This is a genomic window from Alkalihalobacillus sp. R86527 (assembly GCF_042466185.1).
Lineage (GTDB): Bacteria > Bacillota > Bacilli > Bacillales > Guptibacillaceae > Guptibacillus.
In genome coordinates this window covers 367,032-392,717 of sequence record NZ_JAXHBW010000001.1, presented here as the reverse complement: position 1 = coordinate 392,717, position 25,686 = coordinate 367,032, and the positions used below count along the sequence as shown (strand labels likewise).

The 25,686-nt window shown below is 43.0% G+C and carries 24 protein-coding genes; 3 read left to right on the top strand and 21 right to left on the bottom strand.

Annotated features, from left to right (window positions below; translation table 11 throughout):
* Nucleotides 1-7 precede the first annotated feature (7 nt).
* Nucleotides 8-565: a manganese efflux pump MntP gene (locus SJY16_RS02095; RefSeq protein WP_377887416.1), complete on the bottom strand. Its 558-nt coding sequence runs from the start codon at nt 563-565 to the stop codon at nt 8-10.
* A 141-nt stretch (nt 566-706) separates the two neighbouring features.
* On the opposite strand from SJY16_RS02095, the gene SJY16_RS02090 reads away from it, so the two are divergent.
* The gene (locus SJY16_RS02090; protein ID WP_377887415.1) at nt 707-973 is read left to right on the top strand and encodes a DUF2533 family protein; all 267 of its coding nucleotides are present in this window, start codon (nt 707-709) and stop codon (nt 971-973) included.
* Nucleotides 974-1,060: 87 nt separating this feature from the next.
* Here the strand turns inward: SJY16_RS02090 and SJY16_RS02085 are convergent, their stop codons facing one another.
* The 5 genes from SJY16_RS02085 to prfA all read right to left on the bottom strand — a co-directional run bounded on the left by SJY16_RS02085 (nt 1,061) and on the right by prfA (nt 5,427).
* Nucleotides 1,061-2,101 carry an L-threonylcarbamoyladenylate synthase gene (locus tag SJY16_RS02085; RefSeq protein WP_377892022.1) on the bottom strand — a complete coding sequence of 347 codons (1,041 nt, stop codon included), beginning with the start codon at nt 2,099-2,101 and terminating at the stop codon, nt 1,061-1,063.
* Nucleotides 2,102-2,287: 186 nt separating this feature from the next.
* Entirely contained in the window at nt 2,288-2,731 is a 444-nt protein-coding gene (locus SJY16_RS02080) for a GNAT family N-acetyltransferase (RefSeq protein WP_377887414.1), read from the bottom strand.
* A gap of 66 nt (nt 2,732-2,797) precedes the next feature.
* The gene (spoIIR, locus tag SJY16_RS02075; RefSeq protein ID WP_377887413.1) at nt 2,798-3,418 is read right to left on the bottom strand and encodes a stage II sporulation protein R; all 621 of its coding nucleotides are present in this window, start codon (nt 3,416-3,418) and stop codon (nt 2,798-2,800) included.
* Nucleotides 3,419-3,512: 94 nt separating this feature from the next.
* Nucleotides 3,513-4,352, bottom strand: coding sequence for a peptide chain release factor N(5)-glutamine methyltransferase (prmC, locus tag SJY16_RS02070; RefSeq protein WP_377887412.1), 840 nt, complete (start codon nt 4,350-4,352; stop codon nt 3,513-3,515).
* A 4-nt stretch (nt 4,353-4,356) separates the two neighbouring features.
* Entirely contained in the window at nt 4,357-5,427 is a 1,071-nt protein-coding gene (gene prfA / locus SJY16_RS02065) for a peptide chain release factor 1 (protein WP_377887410.1), read from the bottom strand.
* A 140-nt stretch (nt 5,428-5,567) separates the two neighbouring features.
* Between prfA and SJY16_RS02060 the strand changes: the two genes are divergently transcribed.
* A complete protein-coding gene (locus SJY16_RS02060; protein WP_377887409.1) occupies nt 5,568-6,902 on the top strand; it encodes a CoA-disulfide reductase in 1,335 nt (444 codons plus the stop codon).
* A gap of 39 nt (nt 6,903-6,941) precedes the next feature.
* Here the strand turns inward: SJY16_RS02060 and SJY16_RS02055 are convergent, their stop codons facing one another.
* The 9 genes from SJY16_RS02055 to SJY16_RS02015 all read right to left on the bottom strand — a co-directional run bounded on the left by SJY16_RS02055 (nt 6,942) and on the right by SJY16_RS02015 (nt 15,970).
* Nucleotides 6,942-7,319 (bottom strand): hypothetical protein, encoded by a 378-nt coding sequence (locus SJY16_RS02055; RefSeq protein ID WP_377887408.1) that lies wholly within the window; start codon nt 7,317-7,319, stop codon nt 6,942-6,944.
* 674 nt (nt 7,320-7,993) lie between these two features.
* On the bottom strand, nt 7,994-8,611 hold the full coding sequence (locus SJY16_RS02050; protein WP_377887407.1) for a thymidine kinase: 618 nt from the start codon (nt 8,609-8,611) through the stop codon (nt 7,994-7,996).
* A gap of 132 nt (nt 8,612-8,743) precedes the next feature.
* Entirely contained in the window at nt 8,744-8,950 is a 207-nt protein-coding gene (gene rpmE, locus SJY16_RS02045; protein ID WP_377887406.1) for a 50S ribosomal protein L31, read from the bottom strand.
* A 505-nt stretch (nt 8,951-9,455) separates the two neighbouring features.
* A complete protein-coding gene (gene rho / locus SJY16_RS02040; RefSeq protein ID WP_377887405.1) occupies nt 9,456-10,721 on the bottom strand; it encodes a transcription termination factor Rho in 1,266 nt (421 codons plus the stop codon).
* Between the two features lie 420 nt (nt 10,722-11,141).
* Nucleotides 11,142-12,110, bottom strand: coding sequence for a class II fructose-bisphosphatase (gene glpX / locus SJY16_RS02035; protein ID WP_377887404.1), 969 nt, complete (start codon nt 12,108-12,110; stop codon nt 11,142-11,144).
* Between the two features lie 93 nt (nt 12,111-12,203).
* Nucleotides 12,204-13,493, bottom strand: a complete 1,290-nt coding sequence (locus SJY16_RS02030; RefSeq protein ID WP_377887403.1) for a UDP-N-acetylglucosamine 1-carboxyvinyltransferase — start codon at nt 13,491-13,493, stop codon at nt 12,204-12,206.
* Between the two features lie 114 nt (nt 13,494-13,607).
* The gene (gene fsa / locus SJY16_RS02025; protein WP_377887402.1) at nt 13,608-14,261 is read right to left on the bottom strand and encodes a fructose-6-phosphate aldolase; all 654 of its coding nucleotides are present in this window, start codon (nt 14,259-14,261) and stop codon (nt 13,608-13,610) included.
* Nucleotides 14,262-14,450: 189 nt separating this feature from the next.
* Entirely contained in the window at nt 14,451-15,314 is an 864-nt protein-coding gene (gene fba, locus SJY16_RS02020) for a class II fructose-1,6-bisphosphate aldolase (RefSeq protein WP_377887401.1), read from the bottom strand.
* Nucleotides 15,315-15,601: 287 nt separating this feature from the next.
* On the bottom strand, nt 15,602-15,970 hold the full coding sequence (locus SJY16_RS02015) for a response regulator (RefSeq protein WP_377887400.1): 369 nt from the start codon (nt 15,968-15,970) through the stop codon (nt 15,602-15,604).
* Nucleotides 15,971-16,119: 149 nt separating this feature from the next.
* Here SJY16_RS02015 and SJY16_RS02010 point away from each other — a divergent pair, with 149 nt between their 5' ends.
* A complete protein-coding gene (locus tag SJY16_RS02010) occupies nt 16,120-16,656 on the top strand; it encodes a DUF2529 family protein (protein ID WP_377887399.1) in 537 nt (178 codons plus the stop codon).
* A 46-nt stretch (nt 16,657-16,702) separates the two neighbouring features.
* Here SJY16_RS02010 and SJY16_RS02005 read toward each other — a convergent pair whose 3' ends face one another.
* From SJY16_RS02005 to SJY16_RS01980, 6 genes are all read right to left on the bottom strand, one after another.
* On the bottom strand, nt 16,703-18,316 hold the full coding sequence (locus SJY16_RS02005) for a CTP synthase (protein ID WP_377887398.1): 1,614 nt from the start codon (nt 18,314-18,316) through the stop codon (nt 16,703-16,705).
* 279 nt (nt 18,317-18,595) lie between these two features.
* Entirely contained in the window at nt 18,596-19,099 is a 504-nt protein-coding gene (rpoE, locus tag SJY16_RS02000; RefSeq protein ID WP_377887397.1) for a DNA-directed RNA polymerase subunit delta, read from the bottom strand.
* 290 nt (nt 19,100-19,389) lie between these two features.
* Nucleotides 19,390-22,650, bottom strand: coding sequence for a fused isobutyryl-CoA mutase/GTPase IcmF (gene icmF / locus SJY16_RS01995; RefSeq protein ID WP_377887396.1), 3,261 nt, complete (start codon nt 22,648-22,650; stop codon nt 19,390-19,392).
* A 13-nt stretch (nt 22,651-22,663) separates the two neighbouring features.
* Nucleotides 22,664-23,281 carry a TetR/AcrR family transcriptional regulator gene (locus tag SJY16_RS01990; RefSeq protein ID WP_377892021.1) on the bottom strand — a complete coding sequence of 206 codons (618 nt, stop codon included), beginning with the start codon at nt 23,279-23,281 and terminating at the stop codon, nt 22,664-22,666.
* Nucleotides 23,282-23,321: 40 nt separating this feature from the next.
* Nucleotides 23,322-24,275, bottom strand: a complete 954-nt coding sequence (meaB, locus tag SJY16_RS01985) for a methylmalonyl Co-A mutase-associated GTPase MeaB (RefSeq protein WP_377887395.1) — start codon at nt 24,273-24,275, stop codon at nt 23,322-23,324.
* Between the two features lie 14 nt (nt 24,276-24,289).
* Entirely contained in the window at nt 24,290-25,432 is a 1,143-nt protein-coding gene (locus SJY16_RS01980) for an acyl-CoA dehydrogenase (RefSeq protein ID WP_377887394.1), read from the bottom strand.
* Nucleotides 25,433-25,686: the final 254 nt, after the last annotated feature.

The window sequence follows — 25,686 nt, the reverse complement described above, 5'->3', positions numbered from 1 at the left end:
TCATATTCTATATAACGAGAAGCTTTAACCCAAACCCGAACAAGATGCACCCTCCAAACAGTTCACTATACGATCCGATAACGTTCTGAAACTTTTTACCTATAATCAAACCAGCCCAAGTTAGCATCATACTGATCAATCCGAACAAAACGATCGTGACGATGACTCTCGCTCCATATATACCTAAACTCAACCCAACAGAAAAACTATCTAAGCTCACGCTAAGAGAAAACAAGAGCAACCCGATCCCAAACGGTTTCACGAAAGGCTTATCACTGGAAGTAAACGAAGACAGGCACATTTGTATCCCTAAGATGAGCAACAAACCTCCTCCGATCATAGAGGCGATACTCCCAAAATGAACGGATATAATCTTTCCAATCAATAACCCAGCCAGAGGCATTCCCATATGGAACAATCCGATAACAATTCCGATCTTAGTAATTTGACGAAGACGAAGGGGAATCATCCCCATACCTAGTCCAACTGAAAAGGCATCCATACCGAGAGCTAATGCCATCATACTCAAGGTTGCAAGCTCTCCAATAAGCGCAGTGGAAATCATACTCTCTCCTCCCGGGACGTGCTATTCCACTTTTATGCACGTCCTCTTGAAAATAGAAGGGAAAGGGGTAATAATAGGTTAAGAGTCGTAGGATAAGGGAAATGATTCTAGGAAAAGTCAAACTTTTGGAGGCTATACTCAATGAGCGTACACAAAGACATTTCATCACAGCTTGGAAGAAAAAACAGAGAAATAAATTTATTTATTCAATTAGATAAAGAACGAGAAGCAGCAATCGCCAAGGCAGTCGAACATAGTCACGCCGACGAAACTTATTCACTCGACCGTGTAAACGAACTAACTTCTCAAATAAACGAACTCGCAAAACAAGGTTCGATCCCAACGCGTTCTTATGTTACAAATGCAATGATCGAGGAATATGTCCAAAAGAAATATAGAAATAAGTAGCACAAAATCACCCCGCTTTGTACGGGGTGATTTCTGCGTTAAACAAAGAAAAAGCGAGCCCCTTCTGGGGACATCGCTCTTCGTAATCTATTCCTTTATCACATTACCACTGGCAGCTTTTGATAATCGATTCATTACTGCAGCGCCAACACCTTCTTCAGTAAACACTTCACTGTAGATTTCATCCACATTCACTTCATCAAACCTTCTTAGAACATCGTATAGGCGGTTAGCAACAGAAATGAGATCATCTCGTGAACCACACGGAATCACCAAGTCCGCTTCATACAAAGACTCTGATTCCTCAGTTGCCAAAACGCCAACCTTAACTCCCTCTGCCTTGCGTTTATCAACAATAGATTGAAGGAAAGAGCTTGTACCCTCTACTAGCGTGACTGGGGCAGACGGCGCATAATGTTTGTATTTCACTCCTGGAGATTTCGGTTGATGACTGTCATCCGTTAGTGCTGGATCAATCTCAACATGTCCGACGACTTCTTCCAGCTGTTCTTTCGTAATCCCACCTGGCCGCAAAATCGTGATCGTATCCCCAGAACAGTCCACAACCGTCGATTCTAGGCCTACACCAGTTGCTCCTCCATCCACAACTCCAGCTACCCTTCCGGTCAAGTCATGAATAACATGCTGAGCAGTTGTAGGACTCGGTTTACCAGAAAGATTCGCGCTAGGCGCTGCTAAAGGTAAGTCGGCAGCTTCTAATAAAGCCAAAGCAACAGGATGATCAGGCATGCGAATAGCCACTGTATCAAGACCAGCGGTAACATTTGTTGCGACACCTGCTCCTCCACGTAAAACGATTGTTAAAGGACCTGGCCAGAAAGCATCCATTAACTGAGCGGCTTGGCGCGGAATTTCAGCTACTAACTTTTCCACATGTGGACGACTAGCGACATGAACGATAAGTGGATTGTCTGCTGGTCTTCCTTTCGCTTCAAAAATCTTAGCTACAGCCTGCTCTGAAAGTGCGTTCCCGCCAAGCCCATATACCGTTTCAGTAGGAAAAGCGACAACTTCATTTCTTTTCAACAACTCGGCAGCTTCTGCAATCTGTGGATAACATTTTTCTATATCCACATTGTCATCCACATACCAAACATTTGTGTGGATACCTCCCACGTTATTCACCCTCTTATACACATATTGCCGAGAAACCCATTGGTTTCGGGATAAAGAGCGGTTATTCAGCAGGATTCTACACGATTTGCAGAAACGTATTCTAGTTCTAAAACAAACTAGTCCACATAATGTGGATAAAACACGATCAATCTGTGTATAAAATTGTTGATGGTGACATCAGGAGTTCAACTGGCGCCTCATAATCACCCGATTCGAAGCATCTCCACTGAATAACCTATTTTGTTTTATGTCTACAGACAATTCTTCACGACTTATTGTCGAAAAACCAAATACCTGAAAGAAGAAAGATTCTTCGTTTGAGGTTAAATAAAGCTCGTCCAAGTTACATTTCTTTGCATATGCAATCACTTGATCGAAGAAACGCAAAAGCCTTTCAGAAGTAGATTCCGCACTATTTAATACAAGTGCACGAAGAAGTCCAGAGCGACCATATTTCTCAAGTCCGATGACTCCAAATAATTCTTTCGCTTCTGTTTCAGCTATCAAAAATGATTCTATATCAGGAATCAAGTCCACTTCAAGTCCCGAACGTTTTACGATATTTTTCACTGCTTCTTCATCTTTGGAAGTCGCTTCTCTTACAAGAAACAAATCTATCATCCTCCTTTTTCTAGCATAAAAGTAGTTATGATACGTTTTATGCATAAAAGAAGGATAATAGAACCCTTAAGCGAACAATCCTTTTATCCAATCTATCAAATCACCAATCATTTGTACTAGAAAGAACTCTACTTCAACGTCATCCGACGACGCTTCCACTTCCGTGTCGGCAGCAGACGTTTCCGCCTGAACAGCATCTCCATTCGAGAAATCTAGAAAGCAAAGAGGAGGAAATAATACACACCACCAGTTATCCCCAAGACCTTCACCAATCGTGATCAACACAGCCTCATAGTTTCCAGCAGGGTAAACGAAATCACCATATAGCTTTGTAGGAAAAGCGACTTCATCAAACTCGACCTTAAATGCGTCTTTACTTCCGATGGCATCTAGCTCTTTCTTTACAATTGTTTCGATCTCTTCCAGGTGCCCCTTAATAACCGTTCTAGAAGCTTCGATCGATGTTAAATCAGCTACCCATGTGTTGATCGATTCGTTCACTTCATCACGGATACGACGCTTCACACTTTGGTCATCCTGGCTGTTACTATTAGCCAATATACGAAGACGAATCGCTTCGTCTGGGATTATCTGCTGTTCTGATGCTTGACTGCTTTCTGACCCTTGAAGACTTGATACAAGAATAAAAATAGAGATTAATAGATTTATAAGTCCGCTTTGTTTCATTTTGTATCCCCGTCCCTTCTAGCTCTCATTCTGGCCAGATTAAGACGTTTTAAACATGAAACTCTTCACCAGAATGTGAGCCATTTCGACGGGGCTATTTTATGACGCCAAACACCATGCGTTCTTTGCCACTTATATCTTTCACTACTTCCACTTCAATTCGCTCTCCAAAAGAAACACACAATAGATCAGCAACAGTTCTCGCCTGCTTTTCACCCACTTCAAGACCAATCAATCCAGGGCTTGAAATAACTTCGGGCAGGTCGTATGCAAGACGACGATATAACTCATACCCATCTTCTCCACCGACAAGAGCAAGAATTGGCTCATGATCCCGCACAAGGGAGTCCAATTCTTTATAGTCTTCTTCTGAAATATACGGTGGATTGGAAACGAGAATATCGAACTTCTGACCTTTGAGCGGTTCTACTAAATCACCATGCATAAATGACACAGGAGCCTTGAGGGTTTTAGCGTTTTCTTTCGCTATATTCAACGCGTCCTCAGAAATATCGACCGCTGTAACTGACTGTTGAAGCTCAAGCGCTAAGCTAATCGCAATTGCCCCGCTCCCTGTGCCGATATCAGCGATGGAGGGTGGGTCACTAAACAGCGTTCGCGCTCGAGAAATAATGCCTTCTACTAGCTCCTCCGTTTCAGGTCTAGGCACTAAAACATGCTTATTCACTCGAAACGTCCGGCCATAAAATTCCTCACGTTCAACAAGATGTTGAATCGGAACGCCTGTGGCATGGATTCGTATTTTCTTTTCGAAGCTTTCAAAATCAGGCATTTCTTCTCTCATCTTAAGCAACAATTCCGTTCGTGACACGTTCAGCTCCTGCTTTAATAGCCATTCTGCTGAAGATGCCTCACGTCCATGATCTTCTAAAAAAGAAGAAGCCCAGGTTAGGGCTTCAAATACTGTCTTCATAAAGTCACTCTCCAGCTTCAGCCATCAAGCGAGTTTGTTCTTCCGTAATCAAAGCATCGATAAATTCATCCATCTTACCTTGGAGAATTTGATCAAGCTTCTGAATCGTTAAGTTGATACGGTGGTCAGTTACTCTGTTTTGAGGGAAGTTATACGTACGAATACGCTCAGAACGATCACCAGTACCTACTGCTGATTTACGATTTTCATCGTACTCTTTTTGAGCTTCCTGTTGGAACTTATCGTACACACGAGCTCTAAGAACTTTCATAGCTTTCTCTTTGTTCTTAATCTGTGACTTCTCATCCTGACATGATACAACTACACCTGTAGGTTCATGCGTTAAACGGACCGCTGACATCGTCGTATTAACACTCTGTCCACCTGGGCCACTTGAAGTAAAGGTATCCACTCGAATATCTTTCTCATGAATATCGACTTCTACTTCTTCTGCTTCCGGTAGAACCGCTACAGTCGCAGTAGACGTATGGATACGGCCACCCGATTCAGTAGAAGGTACACGTTGAACGCGATGTGCACCGTTTTCGTACTTCATCTTGGAATAAGCACCTTCACCATTGACCATGAAAATGATTTCCTTAAATCCGCCTAACTCTGTGTAACTAGCTTCGATTACTTCAGACTTCCATCCTTGTGCTTCCGCATAGCGACTATACATGCGATAAAGATCACCTGCGAATAGGGCAGCTTCATCTCCACCAGCAGCTCCACGAACTTCAATGATAACGTTCTTATCATCGTTTGGATCCTTAGGTAAAAGAAGAATTCGAAGTCTTTCAGCGAGCTCTTCTTCCTGTGGCGTAAGTTCAGCTATCTCAGCTTTCACCATTTCGCGCATTTCGGAATCTTTCTCTTCCTCAAGCATCGCTTTCGCTTCTTTGATTCCTTGAAGGACTTCCTTATACTCACGATACACCTGTACCGTTTGCTCAAGACTTGATTGCTCTTTCGAATATTCACGTAACTTCTTCGTATCATTGATTACTTCTGGGTCACTCAATAACCCATTTAATTTGTCATAACGTTCTTCTACAGCTTCTAACCGTTCTAACAAGATCTTTCACCTCGTTTTCGTTGCATAACATTCTAATTATAGTATAGGATAAATAGCCCGTCAAAAGCAAAAATAGCTTGAACTTTCTTTAAATAGGGTAAACTAACAAAAGTGATTTTTATATGAAAGGAGCTGTTTCCATGAAAGTTGTCATTATAGGTGGAGATGCTGCAGGAATGAGTGCCGCGATGCAAATCGTAAGAAATGATGAAGAAGCTAAAGTCGTTACGCTTGAAAAAGGAAATATTTATTCTTATGGCCAGTGCGGACTCCCTTACGTTGTCAGCGGAAAAATTGAATCAACTGAAAAACTGATTGCTCGAAGTGTCGATACGTTCCGCGAAAAATATGGTATCGATGCAAGAGTCTATCATGAAGCAACAGAAGTTGATAGCGATAACAAAATTGTGAAGGGGAAAAACCTTCAAACCGGCGAGAGCTTTTCAGAAAGCTACGATAAATTATTGATTGCAACTGGCGTACGTCCAGTAAAACCAAACTGGAAAGGCATCGATCTCGACGGTGTACATACTCTGAAAACGATCCCTGATGCTGAAAAAGTAATAGAAGATACTACAGAATCGATCAAAAATGTGGCCATTATAGGTGGTGGTTATATCGGACTCGAAATGGCTGAAGCATTTCGAGAAATAGGGAAAGAAGTGCGCATCATCGAATTAGGTCCGTATCTCGGCGGAATATTTGATGAAGACATGGCAGAGCACATTCATGAAGAAGCAAAACAAAACAACGTAGCCGTACATACGAACGAGGCCGTGAAAGAACTTAAAGGTGATTCCCGCGTGGAAAAAATAGTTACAGATCAAGGTGAGTATGATGCTGACCTCGTTATGGTCTCTGTCGGAGTTAAACCTAACACAGAGTTCGCGCAAGAGTGTGGTCTTCATACTGCGAAAAATGGTGCCATTCAAGTGAATCGCTACATGGAAACTAGCATTGAAGATATCTATGCTGCAGGCGATTGCGCCACACACTATCACCGCGTAAAAGAGCGCGATGATTTTATCCCACTAGGCACAACAGCAAATAAACAAGGTCGTATCGCCGGACTTAACATCATCGGAAATTCAAGCACGTTCAAAGGGGTCGTCGGCACCTCTGTGATTAAGTTCTTTGATTTAACATTAGGACGTACAGGATTATCCTCGAAAGAAGCAGAGGAGTTAAATCTACCGTTCTCTAGCTGCTCAACTCAGGCCACAGACATCGCTGGATACTATCCTGATGCACGCGAGCTAAATGTAAAACTCATTTTCCGAGATGACAACGAGCGTATTTTGGGAGGCCAGTTCATCGGAAAACACGGCGTCGATAAACGCGTCGATGTGCTCGCAACTGCCCTCTTCCATCAAATGACGCTGCATGATATCGAAGATCTCGATCTCGCCTATGCTCCTCCATACAACAGTGTATGGGATCCGATTCAACAAGGAGCAAGAAGAGCACAGCATTAACAAAAATTGACCCTCTCCCACACAGTAGGGAGAGGGTATTTATTTTGCTCGGACATGGATTTTGTATCTTGGAACAGCCTTATAAATTTTCTTCGCCAGGCGTTTTCGTTGTTCATTTAAATCCATCGCTTCTACTGATTCAAACTTCACATTCACCCAAGCATGATTTCCATTGATCGAAACAGCACCAGCATCCAGACCCTCTGCTTCAACAACTTCACGGATCTTGTTTTGATCATCACTAATGGTTGGTTTCTGCGTATCCATATTTCGATAAGCATTCGGGTTCAAATTGATATCAGTGCTCAATTGTTGCCCCTCACCTGCTGCTCCATTTGATTCAGGTGCCTTCAGCGGCGTACAGCCTGATGCGAAAAGCATAAGTGAAGCAAGGAAAACAGCGCAAATTTTCATCATCTAAACACCTCCTGTTCTTAAGGTGTCCGACTATTTGCGACTGTATGGCAGTTAAATTATGTTAGTTGGAGGTGTTGTCAGGAATTTGAAGGAGTTTCAGGCTGATTGCCCGTGTGTGTCGGTGATTTATTGTTCAACAATACTGCCCTTGTCTAAAATACGATTTTATTAGCTAAATTCGAGATTTATTGGCCAAAATCTAATTTTATTATCTACTTTCGGTTTTTATTAGCTAATTAGAGTAATTATTTCCACCGCCTTCGGGTCTAAGCGGATGCTTCCGCTTTTCTTGGGCTAGCTGCAGTTCGCAGAAACTCCTCTATTTCACTCTCTCAATGGAACACAAAAATCGTCTTCCTTTTCGAGAGTTCCAATATATCCGTTTCTAAACGCTCGCTTCCGCTTTTCTTGGGCTAGCTGCAGTTCGCAGAAACTCCTCTATTTCACTCTCTCAATGGAACACAAAAATCGTCTTCCTTTTCGAGAGTTCCAATATATCCGTTTCTAAACGCTCACTTCCGCTTTTCTTGGGCTAGCTACAGCATCCAGACCCTCGAGTCGCTTCACCTTTTCAATTGAACACACAAATCGTGTACATTTGAAAAGCCTCCACCGCCTTCGGGTCTAAGCGGATGCTTCCGCTTTTCTAACTAAAAAAACCCGGTTTCCCGGGTTTATCTCGATACTTCTTGCTGCTGTAGGTCTCTAGCTGTGGGTTTGCCTGGTACCTTGTGGCAGTGGCGACACCGTGGTTCGTATGATTCTGAGGCTCCGACTAGGATGATTGGATCATCGTAGTGAGCCGGTTTGCCGTCGATTAGGCGTTGTGTTCTGCTTGCTGGCGAGCCGCAGACAACGCAAATAGCTTGCAGCTTTGTTACGGACTCAGCTACTGTGAGAAGCTCTGGAACCTGTCCAAATGCTTTACCACGGAAATCCTGGTCAAGACCTGCTGTGATGACGCGTACGCCTTCATCAGCAAGCTGCTGGGCAACTTCCACAATTCCATCATCAAAAAACTGCACTTCATCGATTGCGACCATATCTGTATCTTCATCGACACGATCAAGTATCGCAGTTGAGTCGTTTACCGGCACAGCAATAACCGACGTGCCATTATGAGACACAACGGACTCTTCACTATATCTGTTATCAACTTTTGGCTTGAAGACTTGAACTTTCTGTTTCGCATAAGTCGCTCGTCTTACACGGCGGATCAACTCTTCTGATTTTCCAGAAAACATACTACCGCAAATGACCTCAATCCAGCCGTTGTGTTTCATGACATGCATGCAACCGCTTCTCCTTTCTCCCTATCCCGAAAAGACAATGTCTTTTGTTATCTATATTCCCCTATTGAAGGTGTTACACTCCTGAAAGTGTTAAAAAAACAGGCAAGAAGAATACTTGCCTGTTCTTATTTATTAACCGTTGAGGTTGTATTTTTTTCTAAACTTATCTACGCGTCCACCAACGTCAGTAAACTTCTGACGACCAGTGTAGAACGGGTGGCACTCTGAGCAAACCTCAATGTTAACCCCGTCTTGTTTTGTAGAACCAGTTTCGAATTCGTTACCGCAAGCACACTTAACCGTTACTTTTTCATAACCTGGATGAATTGCTTGTTTCATGAATGTCATCTCCTTCCGCCCTGATTCCTTGGGAACCAGAGTTATCTAAAAACCGTTAAGCTAAGCTAACGATTTCTGCACATACAGACGTATTATAGCAGGGAGAATAACACATTGCAATTGGTCATAAAAAAGTCTTTTTCAGTTGTCGATTCGCTAGAAGCTTCCTTGTTGGGGCTAGCTACAGAAGCCAAATCCTTCGGCCGTCTCATCCTCACGGGCTCCAACGAACTGCGGATTTAAACGGCCCATTCCGCTTTTCTTGGCTAGCTGCATGGGCCAAATCCTCCGCTCGTTTCGCCCCTTCGGGTGAGACATAAAGCGTCTCATCCTCACGGGCTCCAACGAACTGCGGATTTAAACGGCCCATTCCGCTTTTCCTGGCTAGCTGCACGGGCCAGACCCTCGAGTCGCTTCACCTTTTCAATTGAACACACAAATCATGTTCCCTTGAAAAGCTTCCAGCGCTTGTCGGGTCTAAACGGCCCATTCCGCTTTTCATGACTTAACGTCCAGCTCCGCTTTTCTCTTTCTCAAACAAGTTGAACATCTCTTTGTTTGTCTTCGTTTTCTTCAATCTCTTCAGGAAGTTATCGACAAATTCATAGGAGTCATCCATGCTTTTTCGAATTGTCCAAAGCATTTCAAGCTGTTCTTTTGGAAGAAGAAGTTCTTCTTTACGTGTTCCAGAACGACGAATATCAATCGCTGGGAATACACGACGTTCAGCAAGACGACGGTCGAGGTGGAGCTCCATGTTACCTGTTCCTTTGAATTCTTCATAGATGACGTCATCCATACGAGAACCAGTTTCTACAAGAGCTGTCGCTAGGATCGTTAGGCTTCCGCCTTCTTCGATGTTACGCGCAGCACCAAAGAAACGCTTAGGTCTATGGAAAGCTGCAGGATCGATACCACCTGAAAGTGTACGGCCACTTGGCGGGATCACAAGGTTATAAGCACGAGCAAGACGTGTAATACTATCGAGAAGAATAACAACGTCTTTCTTATGTTCGACAAGACGCATCGCACGTTCAAGTACGAGCTCCGCTACTTTAATGTGATTATCAGGCGTTTCATCAAATGTTGAATGCACAACATCTCCATCAACAGAACGTTCAATATCTGTTACTTCCTCAGGACGCTCATCGATAAGAAGAACGATTAGTTCCGTATCAGGGTGATTCGTTGTAATGCTGTTCGCAATTTCTTTTAACAGCATGGTTTTACCTGCCTTCGGTGGCGCCACGATCAAACCACGTTGGCCATATCCTACTGGAGCGATCATGTCGATAATACGAGTCGAAAGGTTATTCGGCTTGTTTTCGAATTCCATGCGCTTCTCTGGGTAGAGAGGCGTTAACGCAGGGAAATGAACGCGTTCCTTCGAAGAGTCAGGGTCATCTCCATTTACTGCTTCTACATGGAGAAGGCCATAGTATCGTTCATTTTCTTTCGGAGGTCGTACCTTACCGGAAACGCGGTCACCGTTTCTAAGGTCGAACCTGCGAATTTGAGAAGCTGATATATAAATATCTTCAGCACTTGGTGAATAGTTAATCGGTCGTAAGAAGCCAAAGCCTTCAGAAGAAATAATTTCAAGAATTCCTTCCATGAACAGAAGTCCGGACTGCTCTGCCTGTGCTTTCAGAATTGCAAAGACGAGCTCTCTTTTGTTGAGTTTACTGTAATAGGAGACTTTGTATTTTCTAGCCTGTTCATACAGTTCTTTTAAGTTCATTTGTTCTAATTCAGTTAAATTTACTGCCATGTTGACACCACACTTTTAATTTATAATAATGCTAGTTTTTCCTGATAAAAGGAATAAAGGAGAAGAGAGTACTACGGATATAAACAGCTTTCATTGCTGTCTTAATGAAATGAATCATGTTCATCGTACGAAAAAAGAAAGAGTTTGTGAGATCCCATGAGAGGCTAGTATTCTTATCCATGCAGGTATCTCTTGTGTGAGAGTAGAGGAAGTGCACAACGAAGGTGTTGCTAAGCAATCGTTACTCTTGTGCTCATATAGACATAGTTTAAAATCTTATAGGTTAAACCTCATGATAGGGTTAAATCTTCTTAAAGTACAGCAAAATAATGTAGCACCTTATAGTTTTACCAGATTCTTTAAGAATATTCAACATGAAATGAGCGATGCTGCCAAACACAGCACCACTCTTTCCATTAATTAAGCCTTTATAACTAAGTCTGGTTTCTTTTTCAAGCTGTGCTTGCCGTCAATGAAACGAACTGTTCCAGATTTGGCGCGCATGACTACGGATTGAGTCGTTCCAGCAGTTCCTTTAAAGCGAACTCCTTTTAACAATTCTCCGTCTGTGACACCTGTAGCGGCAAAGATCGCATCGTCTCCTCTAACGAGGTCTTCCATTCGTAACACTCGAGAGACGTCAACGATTCCCATCTCACGGCAGCGACGCATCTCTTCTTCGTTCTGCGGAAGTAACTTACCCTGAATTTCACCACCAAGACATTTGAGTGCTACTGCGGCAAGAACACCCTCAGGAGCTCCGCCTGAGCCAAACAAAATATCAACACCAGTATCTTCAAAAGCCGTGTTGATCGCGGCGGCTACATCTCCATCAGTGATGAGTTTAATTCTTGCACCAGCAGAACGAACCTCTTCTATAATCTTTTCGTGACGTTTACGATCCAGTATGACCGCCACGCAGTCTTCAATGTCTTTATTTTTTGCTTTTGCTACTGCTTTCAGATTATCAAGGACGGAAGCATTGATGTTGATCTTACCAACTGCTTCTGGTCCTACCGCAATTTTATCCATGTACATATCAGGCGCATGAAGCAAGTTACCGTGATCAGCAACGGCAAGTACAGCTAGGGCATTCCATGTGCCTGCAGCTACGATGTTTGTTCCTTCAAGAGGATCGACAGCCACGTCTACTCGTGGACCATAGCCCGTTCCTAGCTTTTCACCTATATAAAGCATAGGAGCTTCATCCATCTCTCCTTCTCCGATAACAACGGTCCCTTTCATAGGAACGGTATCAAACACATCTCTCATCGCAGAAGTAGCAGCGTCGTCCGCTTCTTCTTTCTTTCCTCGACCCATCCAACGAGCAGAAGCAAGTGCGGCTGCTTCTGTCACCCGAACTAGTTCCATCGACAAACTTCTCTCCATAACGCTCTCCCCTCAAATGCTCATGTCAGCTTGAATAAAACGCTTACATATTTTCTGTAACAGAAAAGCGGTTGAGGCCGCTTTTTCTGCTAGTTACGTATTTTCTACTTCTTTTAACTCTTCTTGATCCAACTTCTCACGCCAAACTCGTGCCCCAAGGTCACTGAGTTTCTCTACAAGTCGTTCATAGCCACGATCGATATGCTCAAGTCCTGATACTTCCGTTACACCTTCTGCCATTAACCCAGCTACAACGAGTGCTGCTCCTGCACGAAGATCAGATGCACGAACCTTTGCACCTTGAAGCCTTGTAGCTCCGTTAATAATGGCGGAGCGACCTTCAACTTTAACATTCGCTCCCATTCTACGAAGCTCATCAATGTGCTTAAATCTTGCTCCATAGATTGTATCGGTTACAACACTACTTCCTTCTGCATTGGTAAGGAGTGAGGTGAATGGTTGCTGAAGATCTGTTGGGAAACCAGGATATACGAGCGTTTTGACATCGACGCTCTTCCATCCCGTCCGAGGTGAACTGATGTACACCTGATCTTCATTCGTTTCTACTGTTACACCCATTTCACGAAGTTTCGCAATCAGCGACTCTAAGTGTTGTGAGATCACGTTATCGATGACGACCTCGTCACCCATAGCTGCTGCCATAATCATATACGTTCCCGCTTCGATGCGGTCAGGAATTATAGAATGATAGCAACCGTTAAGCTCATCGACGCCGTCGATTCGAATAACGTCCGTTCCAGCCCCCTTAATCTTTGCGCCCATGCTAGATAGCAATGTGGCAACATCAATAATTTCAGGTTCTTTAGCGGCGTTTTCAATGACAGTACGTCCTTTTGCACGTACAGCAGCGAGCATAATGTTAATCGTAGCCCCAACGCTAACAACATCAAGATAAATACGCGCGCCTTTTAATTCATCAGCTCGAAGATAAATCGCACCTTGCTCATTGGTTACTTTTGCACCTAGTGCCTCAAAGCCTTTAATGTGCTGGTCAATTGGACGTGGGCCAAGGTTACAGCCACCAGGAAGTCCAATAACAGCTTTTTTAAAGCGCCCGAGCATAGCTCCCATCAGATAATAAGAAGCACGTAATTTCTTCACTTTCCCATTCGGAAGCGGCATAGCAATCATATCTTGAGGGTTAACCGTTAGCGTATTCCCATCTAATTCAGCTTGTCCCCCGATTTCTTCTAAAAGATCACGAAGGATGCCAACGTCTGAAATGTTAGGCAGGTGGTCGATTGTGACAGTGGATTCTGCTAATATAGCCGCCGGAATCAGCGCTACTGCACTATTCTTGGCTCCGCTCACCTGAACGGTCCCACTCAAACGGTGTCCTCCGGCGATCATCAACTTTTCCATAATGGTCTCCCTTCTTCGTCCGCATCTTATTCCTGGCAATGGATTTGTCGAAATGTGAAACTCCATAAGAATAGTATGGGCAAAAACAGGAAGTTCATGCCAATTTCACTTCGATTAATCCAAGTCTTTTTGTACTTCGTTCCAGTCAGAAAGAAATTTATCAATTCCTTTGTCTGTAAGTGGATGCTCTAGCATTTGTAGAACAACTTTCAGTGGCATTGTTCCAATATCTGCTCCTCTATGTGCTGCTTCTGAAACATGAAGCGGATGACGAATAGATGCGGCAATAATTTCAGTTTCAATTCCGTGTACAGCAAACAGATCAGAAATTTCAGAGATCAAATCTAAACCGTTATGTCCGATATCATCTAATCTACCTAGGAAAGGTGATACATACGATGCACCGGCACGAGCTGCAAGAAGTGCCTGGTTTGAAGAAAATACTAGCGTTACATTTGTTTTGATTCCAAGTTCAGAGAATGCCTTTACTGCTTTAAGACCTTCTTGGTTCATCGGTACTTTCACAGTGATGTTAGGAGCGATATTAGCAAGCTGCTTTCCTTCCTCAATCATATCCTCAGCCTTCATGGAAACAACTTCAGCGCTGACTGAGCCCTTGACCAAGTTTGTAATTTCTCTCAATCGGTCATGGAAATCTACGTTTTCCTTCACAACAAGTGATGGATTCGTAGTAACTCCAGATACAACTCCCATATCGAAAGCTTCTTTGATGTCATTTAAGTTAGCAGAATCTATAAAAATTTTCATTAAGTATGTCCTCCTCCGTTGTTTAGAAAGCGTTTACGAAAAAAGTTTAACATAAATTACTAGATGATTTCCGGGTTTGGTTCAAATTAATTGAAAAATAGTCGACAAGTAGGTGGAAGGGGAAGAGTATGGAAATTAGAAACCGCTCGATATCGAGCGGTTTTTACTATTTCCATTTTTAAAGAAGGTTTATGCTTTCTTTGAAGAACCGAATTCACGCATTTTGCCGATTACTGTTTCTTTAATCGCATCACGTGCTGGTCCCATGTACTTACGAGGATCATAAAGTTCTGGCTTTTCTTCTAGTACAGAACGAACTGCTTTTGCAGAAGAAAGCTGACTTTCAGTGTTCACGTTGATCTTAGCATGTCCAAATTTGATCGCTTTTTTCACGTCAGCAGTTGGAATACCAGTACCACCATGAAGAACTAGAGGAACACCAGTCATTTTGCTGATTGTTTCCATGCGGTCGAAGCCAAGGTTTGGTTCACCTTTGTATGGACCGTGTACTGAACCAAGTGCAGGAGCGAAGCAATCTACACCAGTTTCGTTGATCAGGCGCTCACACTCTTCTGGGATTGCATAAGCAGCTTCTGCATCGTCAACGATAATATCGTCTTCTTGTCCGCCGATACGGCCAAGCTCAGCTTCAACTGAAACGCCAACTGCATGTGCAGCTTCAACTACTTTAGAAGTAAGAGCGATGTTCTCGTCTAATGGATAGTGAGAACCATCGATCATAACAGAAGTGAAGCCAGCGTTGATCGCTTGCATACACTTATCGAAGCTTGAACCATGGTCAAGGTGAATCGCAACTGGAACTGTAACATTGTATTCTTCCATCAATGCTTCTACTAGAGTTGTAACGGTTTTGAAACCACCCATGTAGCGAGCAGCACCCTCGGATACTCCTAGGATTACTGGAGATTTTTCTTCCTCAGCAGCCTGAAGAATCGCTTGAGTGAACTCAAGGTTGTTCAGGTTAAATTGGCCAACTGCGTAGCCTTCTGCTTTAGCTTTTTCTAGCATTTCTTTCATAGAAACTAAAGGCATGGTAAATCCTCCTCGATATTAATTAAGATTGCTCGGTCGAAACCAGTAGCATCGTTGTAAACGAAACACTTGTTATCAGAGCCTACAAAATGCCTTCTTGAAATAATCGGTCTTATTCAAGATGGCACAAACACATTTATTTTATGTATGTACCATGAAATGAATTTCATCAGCCACTCTTGTAAAAACTCCAAAAACACGGTTCTATTATAGCATATCAAATTAACAAAAGGAGGGGGAAAACCCTGATTTAATAGGATTTGTTTATGTAAGCGCTACCTATAACACTAAGATATCTTAGACAGTTCTTTTTTTACAGCGTCTGTTATTTCATCAATATCGAACGGTTTTGGGAAGTGTGTGATCGCTCCAAGATCCATTGCCTCATGAATCATATCAAGCTCGCCGTATGCTGTCATGATGATGACAAGCGCTCTCGCTTCCATTTTTTTAATTCGTTTAAGAATCTCTAATCCGTCCATACCTGGAATCTTCATATCTAAAATCACGAGATCTGGATCCTCGCTTTTGACAATTGATAACGCCTGAACGCCGTTTGCGGCTTGATAGGTTTGGTAACCTTCTTTTTGAAAGATTTCATTAAGGAGGATACGTATTCCGTATTGGTCGTCGACGATTAAGATTTTCTTTTTCATATAAATGCCCCCCGATTTTCAGTTTCTATTAGTATGAATTCGCTATTCGTGAAAATTATCCTTCTTACGTCCACGATTCGCAAGCACGCTGCACTCACGTTATAATGTGTATCGAACGATGTTCAATCACAAGAAAGGCAGTGACCCCAATGCTAAAAATATTTACAACACAATTGATGGGCAAGTTTAAACACATACAAGATAACCACGAGATGGTCATCGAGGATTTATCCCGCCTTCTCGCACAAACGATTACTGGCGGAGGTATGGTTTACTTTCATGGTCAAAATGAACTTCAAGGCGTAGCACTTGAAGCGATCGATGGAGCGGATCGCCTTCCCTCATGCGCTATACTTGAGCCTCAAACAGAGCTCACAGATCGCGATACAGTCATCATGTTCGGAAAATTTAACGATGATGAATCACTTGCAGAGCTAGCTAAGGAGTATAAAGAATCGGGAGCTTCGGTTGTTGGTGTTGCGGCAACACGAAAAGGTCAAGATCAAGCCCAAACCCTGGAGGATTCTGTTCACTTTTATATTAACACAGGGCTCACAACGGGACTTGTACCTGATGAAGATGGTGAGCGTATCGGTCATCCATCACTCCTCATATCCCTTTATATCTATCATGCGATTTACTTAACAACGAAAGAAATTCTTGATGAACATGGAGTAGAAATATAGAGAAAAACAGGGTGCCGATAATTACTCGACACCCTGTTTTTTTATGTTATTGATTCGAAATCGATGCACCGATAAATTCTTTAAACAATGGCTGAGGACGAGTTGGTCGAGATGTGAATTCAGGGTGGAATTGTGATGCTACAAACCACGGATGATCCTGAACTTCAATAATCTCAACGAGGCGGCCATCTGGGCTTGTACCAGAGAAAATAAATCCTGCCTCTTCCATTTGAGCTCTATACTGATTGCTGAACTCATAGCGGTGACGATGACGCTCATAGACTACTTCATCTTCGTAAGCTTCGAACGCTTTTGTACCTTCAACAAGCTTACAAGGGTAAAGTCCAAGGCGAAGCGTGCCACCTAGGTCTTCTACATCCTTCTGCTCAGGTAAAAGGTCGATCACTGGATATTTAGTAGTCGGCTTGATTTCTGCAGAATGTGCGCCTTCAAGATTAAGAACGTTACGTGCAAATTCTACTGAAGCAAGCTGCATTCCAAGACAAATTCCAAGGAAAGGCACTTTGTTTTCACGAGCATATTGGATGGTCGTGATTTTACCTTCGATACCACGATCCCCAAATCCACCCGGTACAAGAATACCATCAACATCAGACAGTAACTCATGAACATTTTCAGGTGTTACATTTTCAGAGTTCACCCATTTGATATCCACATCTGCATCAAACGCATAGCCTGCATGCTTCATGGACTCAACAACAGAAATATACGCATCCTGTAGTGAAACATACTTACCTACTAGCGCAATCTTTGTTTTCTTAGAAAGGTTTTGTACCTTCTCTACAAGCTGCTTCCACTCTACCATATCCGCTTCTTGACAGTTCAACTTAAGGTGATTACAAGTAATCTCGTCTAGCTTCTGTGCTTGAAGTGAAAGTGGCACTTGATAAAGTGTTTCTTCATCCTGTGCTTCGATTACAGCATGAGAATCGATATCACAGAACAGTGCGATCTTATCTTTCATGTCCTGAGGAACTGGTTGTTCAGTACGCACAACGATCACGTTCGGCTGGATGCCAAGGCTACGCAATTCTTTCACACTATGCTGAGTTGGCTTTGTTTTCATCTCACCAGCAGCTTTCAAGTGTGGAACGAGCGTACAGTGAATGTACATCACGTTTTCTTTCCCGATATCACTCTTGATTTGACGAATCGCCTCAAGGAAAGGAAGGCTTTCAATATCGCCTACAGTTCCGCCGATTTCAGTGATAACAACGTCCGCATCCGTTTCGTTGCCAGCACGGAATACACGCTCTTTAATCTCATTCGTGATGTGCGGGATTACTTGAACAGTTCCACCAAGGTAGTCACCGCGACGCTCTTTGCGAAGAACAGTTGAATAGATCTTACCTGTCGTAACATTCGAGTTCTTCGAAAGATTGATATCGATGAAACGCTCATAGTGTCCGAGGTCAAGGTCTGTTTCCGCGCCATCATCTGTTACGAATACCTCACCGTGCTGGTATGGGCTCATTGTGCCCGGGTCAACGTTAATGTAAGGGTCAAATTTCTGAATCGTTACGCTGATTCCACGATTTTTAAGAAGGCGTCCGAGTGATGCTGCTGTTATACCTTTTCCTAGCGATGATACAACCCCGCCTGTTACAAATATATACTTCTTCCGCTTACCTATTGTCATATTTCTGCCCCCTCATTGTTAGTATTCTACCCTTATAAAAAGGGAAAGGATTCATTCGATTGCTATGTTCTAGAAAAAGACTTGTGAGAATGATCGACGTGTTCCTATTCGAATGTATTGTCAGGTGCTTGTAAATAAAATAAAAAAAACAAAAGTGACACCTGTCCCATAGAAGGGGGGCACTTTTGTTTTATATTAATCATTATTATATTCGTTTATTGGTGAAGCCCAAAAATGATTCTACCGACTTCAGGACTGAAAGTCAAGAACTGACACAAATTATTTAGCTTCTTTCTCGTCATCTTCAAAATCATCGTCGTCATCGTCGTCATCCGCATCTTCATCATCAAACTCTTCTGCGTCGTCGTCATCGAAATCGTCATCGAAGTCATCATCAAGATCATCGACTTCTAGATCTTCCAACTCATCTTCAACGTCATCTTCGAAAGCATCATCTTCTTCTTCAGCTTTCTTGCTCTTGCGTTTCTTTGGTTTGATCGTAGTTGCGAGCTCTTCCTGAGATTGCTCAACAGGATACCAGCTCTTCAGACCCCACTGGTTGTCGCCAAGTGTTACGAAACGACCATCTGTATTTAGGTTTGTGTAAACTTCTGCAAGACGCTTTTGAACCTCTTGAGATGACAGTCCTTTCATATCTCCAATCTGACTCATTAAAGTATAAAAAGAAACTGGCTTTCTTTCATCTTGCAAAATATAAAACATAATATCAATCATTGATGTCTCTTGAATCTCATCAGCAGACAACTGATTTAAGGTACTCATGATATCGGCACTCCCTTTCAATTCTCTCCTCTGAATACTTTACCCGAATGATAAGAAAAACAAGCTATGCTAGGTATCCAAATAGGTAGCTTTTCTTACTTTCTAAAAATCATACCATTCATTATAAACAAATTTCCTCAATCTATGCTACGATTTTTAAACAAATCTAGTTCAATCTATAGATTTGTACTGAAAAGGTATAAAATCCCTAGTAAACAAATAATAGGAGGAAGGACTATCCTTCCTCCTACAATAATATGAACCGATTCGTTTGACAAGCTATTACCTGTCTACATATTTCGACGGTATTTTCCACCGACCTCATAGAGTGCAGTAGTTATTTGGCCGAGACTTGCAACTTTGACAGTTTCCATAAGCTCCTCAAATATGTTTCCTTTCGTGAGAGCTGCTTGCTTCAAACGACGAAGGGCATCTTGCGTTTCTTCAGCATTTCTCTCCTGGAAGCTCTTGAGGTTAGATATCTGTTGTTCTTTCTCTTCCTTACTCGCTCTTGCGAGTTCCATATTCCACTCTTCTTCTGCAGGTGGATTCGGATTCTTATACGTGTTCACCCCTACGATTGGAAGATCACCCGTATGCTTTTGCATCTCATAATACATAGACTCTTCTTGAATCTTACCGCGCTGATACTGCGTTTCCATCGCTCCAAGAACGCCTCCACGTGCATTGATTCGATCGAATTCCGTAAGGACAGCTTCTTCAACGAGATCTGTAAGTTCGTCAATAATGAAGGAACCTTGAAGTGGATTTTCGTTTTTCGTGAGTCCATTCTCTTTTGTAATAATCATCTGAATCGCCATTGCACGGCGCACCGACTCTTCTGTAGGAGTCGTAACAGCTTCATCATAAGCATTGGTGTGAAGAGAATTACAGTTATCCTGTATAGCCATAAGAGCCTGTAACGTCGTACGAATGTCGTTGAAATCCATTTCCTGTGCATGGAGAGAGCGACCGGAAGTTTGCACATGATACTTTAGCTTTTGACTTCTAGCATTCGCACCATATTTTTCTCTCATAACCGTAGACCAAATTCTTCTTGCGACACGTCCAATCACGGTATATTCTGGATCCAAACCGTTACTGAAGAAGAAGGAAAGGTTCGGTGCAAATTTGTTAATATCCATCCCACGACTCAAGTAATACTCTACATACGTAAAACCATTCGCAAGCGTAAATGCAAGCTGAGAAATAGGATTCGCTCCAGCTTCAGCAATATGGTAGCCGGAAATAGATACTGAGTAATAGTTTCGGACTTCATTGTTGATGAAATATTCCTGAATATCTCCCATCATACGCAGCGCAAATTCAGTAGAGAAAATACATGTATTCTGTCCTTGATCTTCTTTCAGAATATCCGCCTGAACTGTTCCACGAACAGTGCTCAAGGTCATTGTCTTAATATCTTGAAGCTCCTGGTCAGTTGCTTTACGTCCCTCTTTTTCTTCAAACTTCTGAATCTGCTGCTCTACTGCCGTGTTCATAAACATCGCAAGAATGATAGGAGCAGGACCATTGATCGTCATAGAAACAGATGTTGAAGGCGCGCAAAGATCAAAGCCATCGTATAGCTTCTTCATATCATCTAGCGTACAAATGCTTACGCCACTCTCCCCAACTTTACCGTAAATATCTGGACGGTAATCAGGGTCTTCGCCATATAACGTTACGGAATCAAATGCGGTACTCAAACGCTTTGCATCATCATCTTTTGATAGATAGTGAAAACGGCGGTTCGTACGCTCAGGCGTACCTTCACCAGCAAACTGACGCTTAGGATCTTCACCTTTTCTCTTAAATGGAAATACTCCAGCCGTGTAAGGGAACGAGCCTGGTACGTTCTCTTTCAATACCCAGCGCACGATCTCTCCCCAGTCTTCATATTTCGGAAGGGAAACCTTCGGAATGTCGATCCCCGATAGGCTCGTTGTCGTAAGTTCCGTTACGATTTCTTTATCGCGAATAACGGATACAAACTCTTTGCCGCTATATTTTTCTTTAAGCTCCGGCCAGCTTTCGATGATTTTTTTCGTCTCAGGATGCATGTCATCCATGTTTTCATCTTTCATCTTAGAAAGCATTGTGATTGTTTCGCTCTCATCTTTCTCTTGAAGCATTTCGATCGTACCTTGAAGTTGAAATGCTTTTCGTGCAAGCTGCACCTGCTTCTCAACATACTCATGGTAGCGACGCACAGAACCTGAAATATCTTGAAGGTACTGTTGACGCTGTGGAGGAATGATCAAATTCAACTTTTCAACGATTTCACTCGTTTCAATAGTCGTCGCCCAGTCGTTTCCACACTTTTGCTGAATCGTATCGATCAGCGCTTTAAACAGCGTGTTCGTTCCAGGATCATTGAACTGACTCGCGATTGTGCCGTAAACCGGCATTTTATCAAGGTCCTGTTCAAACAGCATGTGACTGCGCTGGTATTGTTTCTTCACATCACGAAGCGCATCCTCTGATCCCTTACGCTCATATTTGTTAATTACAATAAGGTCAGCAAAATCGATCATGTCGATTTTTTCAAGCTGTGATGGTGCTCCAAATTCACTAGTCATCACATACATCGACACGTCCGCTATTTCAGCGATTTCTGCATCCCCCTGACCGATTCCACTCGTTTCGATAATAATCAGGTCGTAGCCAGCTGCTTTAACAACAGCCATCGCTTCACGAATTGAAAGTGAAAGCTCTGTTTTAGACTTCCGGGTTGCAAGACTGCGCATAAACACACGATCATTATGAATCGCGTTCATACGAATACGGTCACCAAGAAGTGCACCGCCCGTCTTTTGTTTTGTTGGATCGATTGAAAGAATCGCAACTGTTTTATCGTCATATTCATTAATAAACCGACGAACCAATTCGTCTGTTAAAGAACTTTTACCAGCCCCACCAGTACCTGTGATTCCGATTACTGGAGCCGCCGTTTCCATGCCTTTAAGCTCTGTGAACACTTTTTCGGCAGTAGCAGCCGTTTCTTCAGATCGCTCAGCACCGAAGCTTTCAGCAAGCGTAATTAAGCTTGAAACGGCTTGCGGATCGCGTTTTCCTACACGCTCAAGTTGATTATCGATCTGCTTAAAGGTTGGGAAGTCACACTCCTTCACCATCAGGTCGATCATTCCTTGAAGTCCAAGGTCACTTCCATCATCAGGAGAAAAGATTCTTGAAATTCCATATTCATGAAGTTCTTTAATCTCTTTCGGAATGATAACTCCTCCACCTCCACCATAGATGCGGATATGAGAAGCCCCGTTCTTTTTCAGAAGGTCGTACATGTATTTAAAATACTCCATATGGCCACCTTGGTATGACGAGATGGCGATACCTTGAACATCTTCTTGGATGGCAGCGTTTACAACCTCTTCAACAGAACGATTATGCCCAAGGTGAATCACCTCTGCACCACTCGCTTGTAGAATTCGACGCATAATATTGATCGACGCATCATGACCATCGAATAAACTAGAAGCCGTTACAAAACGCACATGGTTAACCGGTTTTTTTGTTTGCGTTACACTCACACTGTTTCCTCCTTCACGTTCTATTCGCTGTATTAACAGGGTTCAGCGCTTGAATGATGAACGCCTCCTGCATTTTCGTAAATTCTTCAATCGTGTAATGAGAGCGAAGCGCCCAGCGCCTGAACGCCCACATTTGCCCTTGCACAAGGATGTTGTGCGATGCTCCATAGATTTCTTCATCTGTCAGCTGAAGCATGCCTTCGTCGACACAATCTTGGATGAGTTTCTCAAAAATTTCTGCCATGCCGATTTCTTTCTTCAACACGTAAGGTAGCGTTTCACTCGGCAACGACTTCGCTTCTTGATACATCACAAGCACTTCATCCTGAAAGTCGTCCATGACTTGATAAAACGCATGCAGCGCTTGTTTCAAGCGATCGATCCCCTTCACATTTGGCTTGATCTGTTCTTCTAATCTCTCTCGCACTTCATCGTAAATACTGTCACAAACAAGATAGAGCACGTCTTCCTTCTTCCTGATATATTCATAAAGTGTTCCGATACTAAATCCTGCTACACGAGCGATTTCCCTTGTCGTTGTTCTATGAAATCCCTTTTCTTTAAAAAGTGTCACAGCAGCCTTGATCATTTGCTCTCGTCGTTTCTGGATCAGTTTTTCATCCTTCACCATGGAAGGAACGTTCTTTCTCACCGAATACCCAGCCCCTTCCTCAGCCTTTGTCTACTTTCTCTCCGTAATAGTCATCCAGTAGCCTGACTGCAGCCGAATAAGGATCGATCGATCCATTCTTTACTTCTTCTACCCAGCTTTTGTTCTGCTCTTCTTCTTTTTCTACAAGTCTTTTCATCATTTCAGCATGAACGACTTCGATTACTTCACGTTCAAGAGAAGTCTTCCGTCTCCTATCCCGCTCTCCAGACTCTTTCATGTATTCAATGTGCTCCGTCAATCGCTCCCACACTTCATCGATTCCTTGATTCTTAACAGAAACTGTCTTTACGATTGGAGGGCGCCAGTCAGCATCATGTTTCACGATATCCAGCATGCTTTCAAGCTCCGCTAGCAATTTCGGAACACCTGACAAATCTGCTTTGTTTACGATGAATAGATCTGCAATCTCCATGATTCCTGCTTTAAACACCTGGACCACATCACCACTGCCTGGATTCAATAAGACAGCTATGGAATCAGCAATTTTCATAATGTCTAATTCTGACTGTCCCACACCTACTGTTTCGATTAAAACCACATCAAACCCGAATGCATCCATAAGTCTTACGGTTTCTTTTGATGTTCGTGATAATCCCCCTAGACTTCCTCTTGTGCCCATGCTCCGAATAAAGACGCCCGGGTCAGTAAAATGCTCTACCATTCGTACGCGATCGCCTAGAAGCGCACCACCGCTGAAGGGGCTCGTAGGATCAACAGCCACCACTCCAACAGTGAGTTCAAGCTTTCTAAGATATGTGATGAGTCGATTAACGAGTGAGCTTTTCCCTGCACCTGGTGATCCTGTTAATCCGATATAATGCGCATGTCCAGTCATAGGATGAATGTCTTTTAACAGCTTAAGTTTTCCTTCTGCGTCGTTTTCAACTAGGCTAATCGCTTTTGCCAGCGCACGTTCATCGCGTTTCGAAATACGTTCTGCAAGTGAATCCATGCTACTCATCCTTCTTAATCAGCTAATAGCATTCTTGAAATAACAAGACGCTGAATTTCGTTAGTTCCTTCATAAATTTGCGTTATTTTCGCGTCTCTCATATAGCGTTCAACAGGGTAATCTTTCGTGTAGCCATAGCCCCCAAACACTTGAACCGCTTCTGTTGTCACTTCCATCGCAATGTCACCAGCATATAGCTTAGACATCGCAGATTCTTTCCCGTACGGAAGTCCCTGACTTTCTTTCCATGCAGCCTGGTAGGTTAATAGTCTTGCTGCTTCTACCTTAGTCGCCATGTCCGCAAGCTTGAAGCCGATCCCCTGGTTTTCACCGATCGCCTTACCAAACTGCTTACGTTCTTTCGCATAAGCTGTAGCCGCATCAAGTGCTCCTTGTGCAATCCCAACCGCTTGAGCTGCGATACCATTACGTCCACCGTCGAGCGTCTTCATTGCGATCTTGAAACCTTGCCCTTCATCTCCGAGTCGATTCGCAACCGGAACACGGCAGTCTTCAAAAATGATTTCAGTCGTAGGAGAAGAACGAATTCCTAGCTTCTTTTCCTTTTTCCCTACAGAGAATCCTGGTGTATCACTTTCCACGATGAACGCCGTGATGCCTTTGTGACGCTTTTCTTTATCCGTTTGTGCAAACACAATATAGATCTCAGCTTCCCCACCGTTAGTGATGAAGATCTTTGAACCATTGATCACATAGTGGTCACCATCTAGCTTTGCTGTTGTTTTCATGCCACCTGCGTCAGAACCAGACCCTGGCTCAGTTAGACCATAAGCTCCCATCATTTTCCCTTCTGCCATTGGACGAAGGAACTTCTGCTTTTGCTCTTCCGAACCGAATGCGTGTACTGGCCATCCAGCTAGAGAAGTATGTGCCGACAACGTTACACCTGTTGATGCACACACTCTTGAAAGCTCTTCAACCGCAATCACGTAGCTTAAGTAATCAGATCCAATGCCGCCGTATTCTTCTGACCAAGGAATACCTGTTAATCCAAGTTCAGCCATATGTGTGAAATGCTCACGATCGAAGCGTTCTTCTTCATCACGCTCACCAGCTGTTGGTTCTACTTCTTTCTTGGCAAAGTCGCGCACCATTTTTCGTAGCATTTCATGTTCTTCTGAAAGTTGAAAGTTCATATGAGGTTCTCTCCTTTAAATTTATGTGTGTAGGAGCTTTTCTCTCTTGGTGGTGGTCTGGATGTGCTCCTGTTGTGTGGTTTGTATTGTTTTTTGGACGGAATTGCCGGTTTATTGTCCAATTTGCCGATTTATTAGCTAAAATTTGATTTTATTGTCCAAAATCGAGATTTATTGTCTAAATTGGGATTTTATTAGCTAGTTGGAATGATTCTACGGTGGGAGGGCTCCCCTCCGCTTTTCTTGGCTAGCTG

Bases quoted from the DNA above. Each gene is read 5' to 3' on its own strand.
- SJY16_RS02095 (WP_377887416.1), bottom strand. From the start codon at position 565: ATGATTTCCACTGCGCTTATTGGAGAGCTTGCAACCTTGAGTATGATG.
- SJY16_RS02090 (WP_377887415.1), top strand. From the start codon at position 707: ATGAGCGTACACAAAGACATTTCATCACAGCTTGGAAGAAAAAACAGA.
- SJY16_RS02080 (WP_377887414.1), bottom strand. From the start codon at position 2,731: ATGATAGATTTGTTTCTTGTAAGAGAAGCGACTTCCAAAGATGAAGAA.
- spoIIR (WP_377887413.1), bottom strand. From the start codon at position 3,418: ATGAAACAAAGCGGACTTATAAATCTATTAATCTCTATTTTTATTCTT.
- prmC (WP_377887412.1), bottom strand. From the start codon at position 4,352: ATGAAGACAGTATTTGAAGCCCTAACCTGGGCTTCTTCTTTTTTAGAA.
- SJY16_RS02060 (WP_377887409.1), top strand. From the start codon at position 5,568: ATGAAAGTTGTCATTATAGGTGGAGATGCTGCAGGAATGAGTGCCGCG.
- SJY16_RS02055 (WP_377887408.1), bottom strand. From the start codon at position 7,319: ATGATGAAAATTTGCGCTGTTTTCCTTGCTTCACTTATGCTTTTCGCA.
- SJY16_RS02050 (WP_377887407.1), bottom strand. From the start codon at position 8,611: ATGCATGTCATGAAACACAACGGCTGGATTGAGGTCATTTGCGGTAGT.
- rpmE (WP_377887406.1), bottom strand. From the start codon at position 8,950: ATGAAACAAGCAATTCATCCAGGTTATGAAAAAGTAACGGTTAAGTGT.
- rho (WP_377887405.1), bottom strand. From the start codon at position 10,721: ATGGCAGTAAATTTAACTGAATTAGAACAAATGAACTTAAAAGAACTG.
- glpX (WP_377887404.1), bottom strand. From the start codon at position 12,110: ATGGAGAGAAGTTTGTCGATGGAACTAGTTCGGGTGACAGAAGCAGCC.
- SJY16_RS02030 (WP_377887403.1), bottom strand. From the start codon at position 13,493: ATGGAAAAGTTGATGATCGCCGGAGGACACCGTTTGAGTGGGACCGTT.
- fsa (WP_377887402.1), bottom strand. From the start codon at position 14,261: ATGAAAATTTTTATAGATTCTGCTAACTTAAATGACATCAAAGAAGCT.
- fba (WP_377887401.1), bottom strand. From the start codon at position 15,314: ATGCCTTTAGTTTCTATGAAAGAAATGCTAGAAAAAGCTAAAGCAGAA.
- SJY16_RS02015 (WP_377887400.1), bottom strand. From the start codon at position 15,970: ATGAAAAAGAAAATCTTAATCGTCGACGACCAATACGGAATACGTATC.
- SJY16_RS02010 (WP_377887399.1), top strand. From the start codon at position 16,120: ATGCTAAAAATATTTACAACACAATTGATGGGCAAGTTTAAACACATA.
- SJY16_RS02005 (WP_377887398.1), bottom strand. From the start codon at position 18,316: ATGACAATAGGTAAGCGGAAGAAGTATATATTTGTAACAGGCGGGGTT.
- rpoE (WP_377887397.1), bottom strand. From the start codon at position 19,099: ATGAGTACCTTAAATCAGTTGTCTGCTGATGAGATTCAAGAGACATCA.
- SJY16_RS01990 (WP_377892021.1), bottom strand. From the start codon at position 23,281: ATGGTGAAGGATGAAAAACTGATCCAGAAACGACGAGAGCAAATGATC.
- meaB (WP_377887395.1), bottom strand. From the start codon at position 24,275: ATGGATTCACTTGCAGAACGTATTTCGAAACGCGATGAACGTGCGCTG.
- SJY16_RS01980 (WP_377887394.1), bottom strand. From the start codon at position 25,432: ATGAACTTTCAACTTTCAGAAGAACATGAAATGCTACGAAAAATGGTG.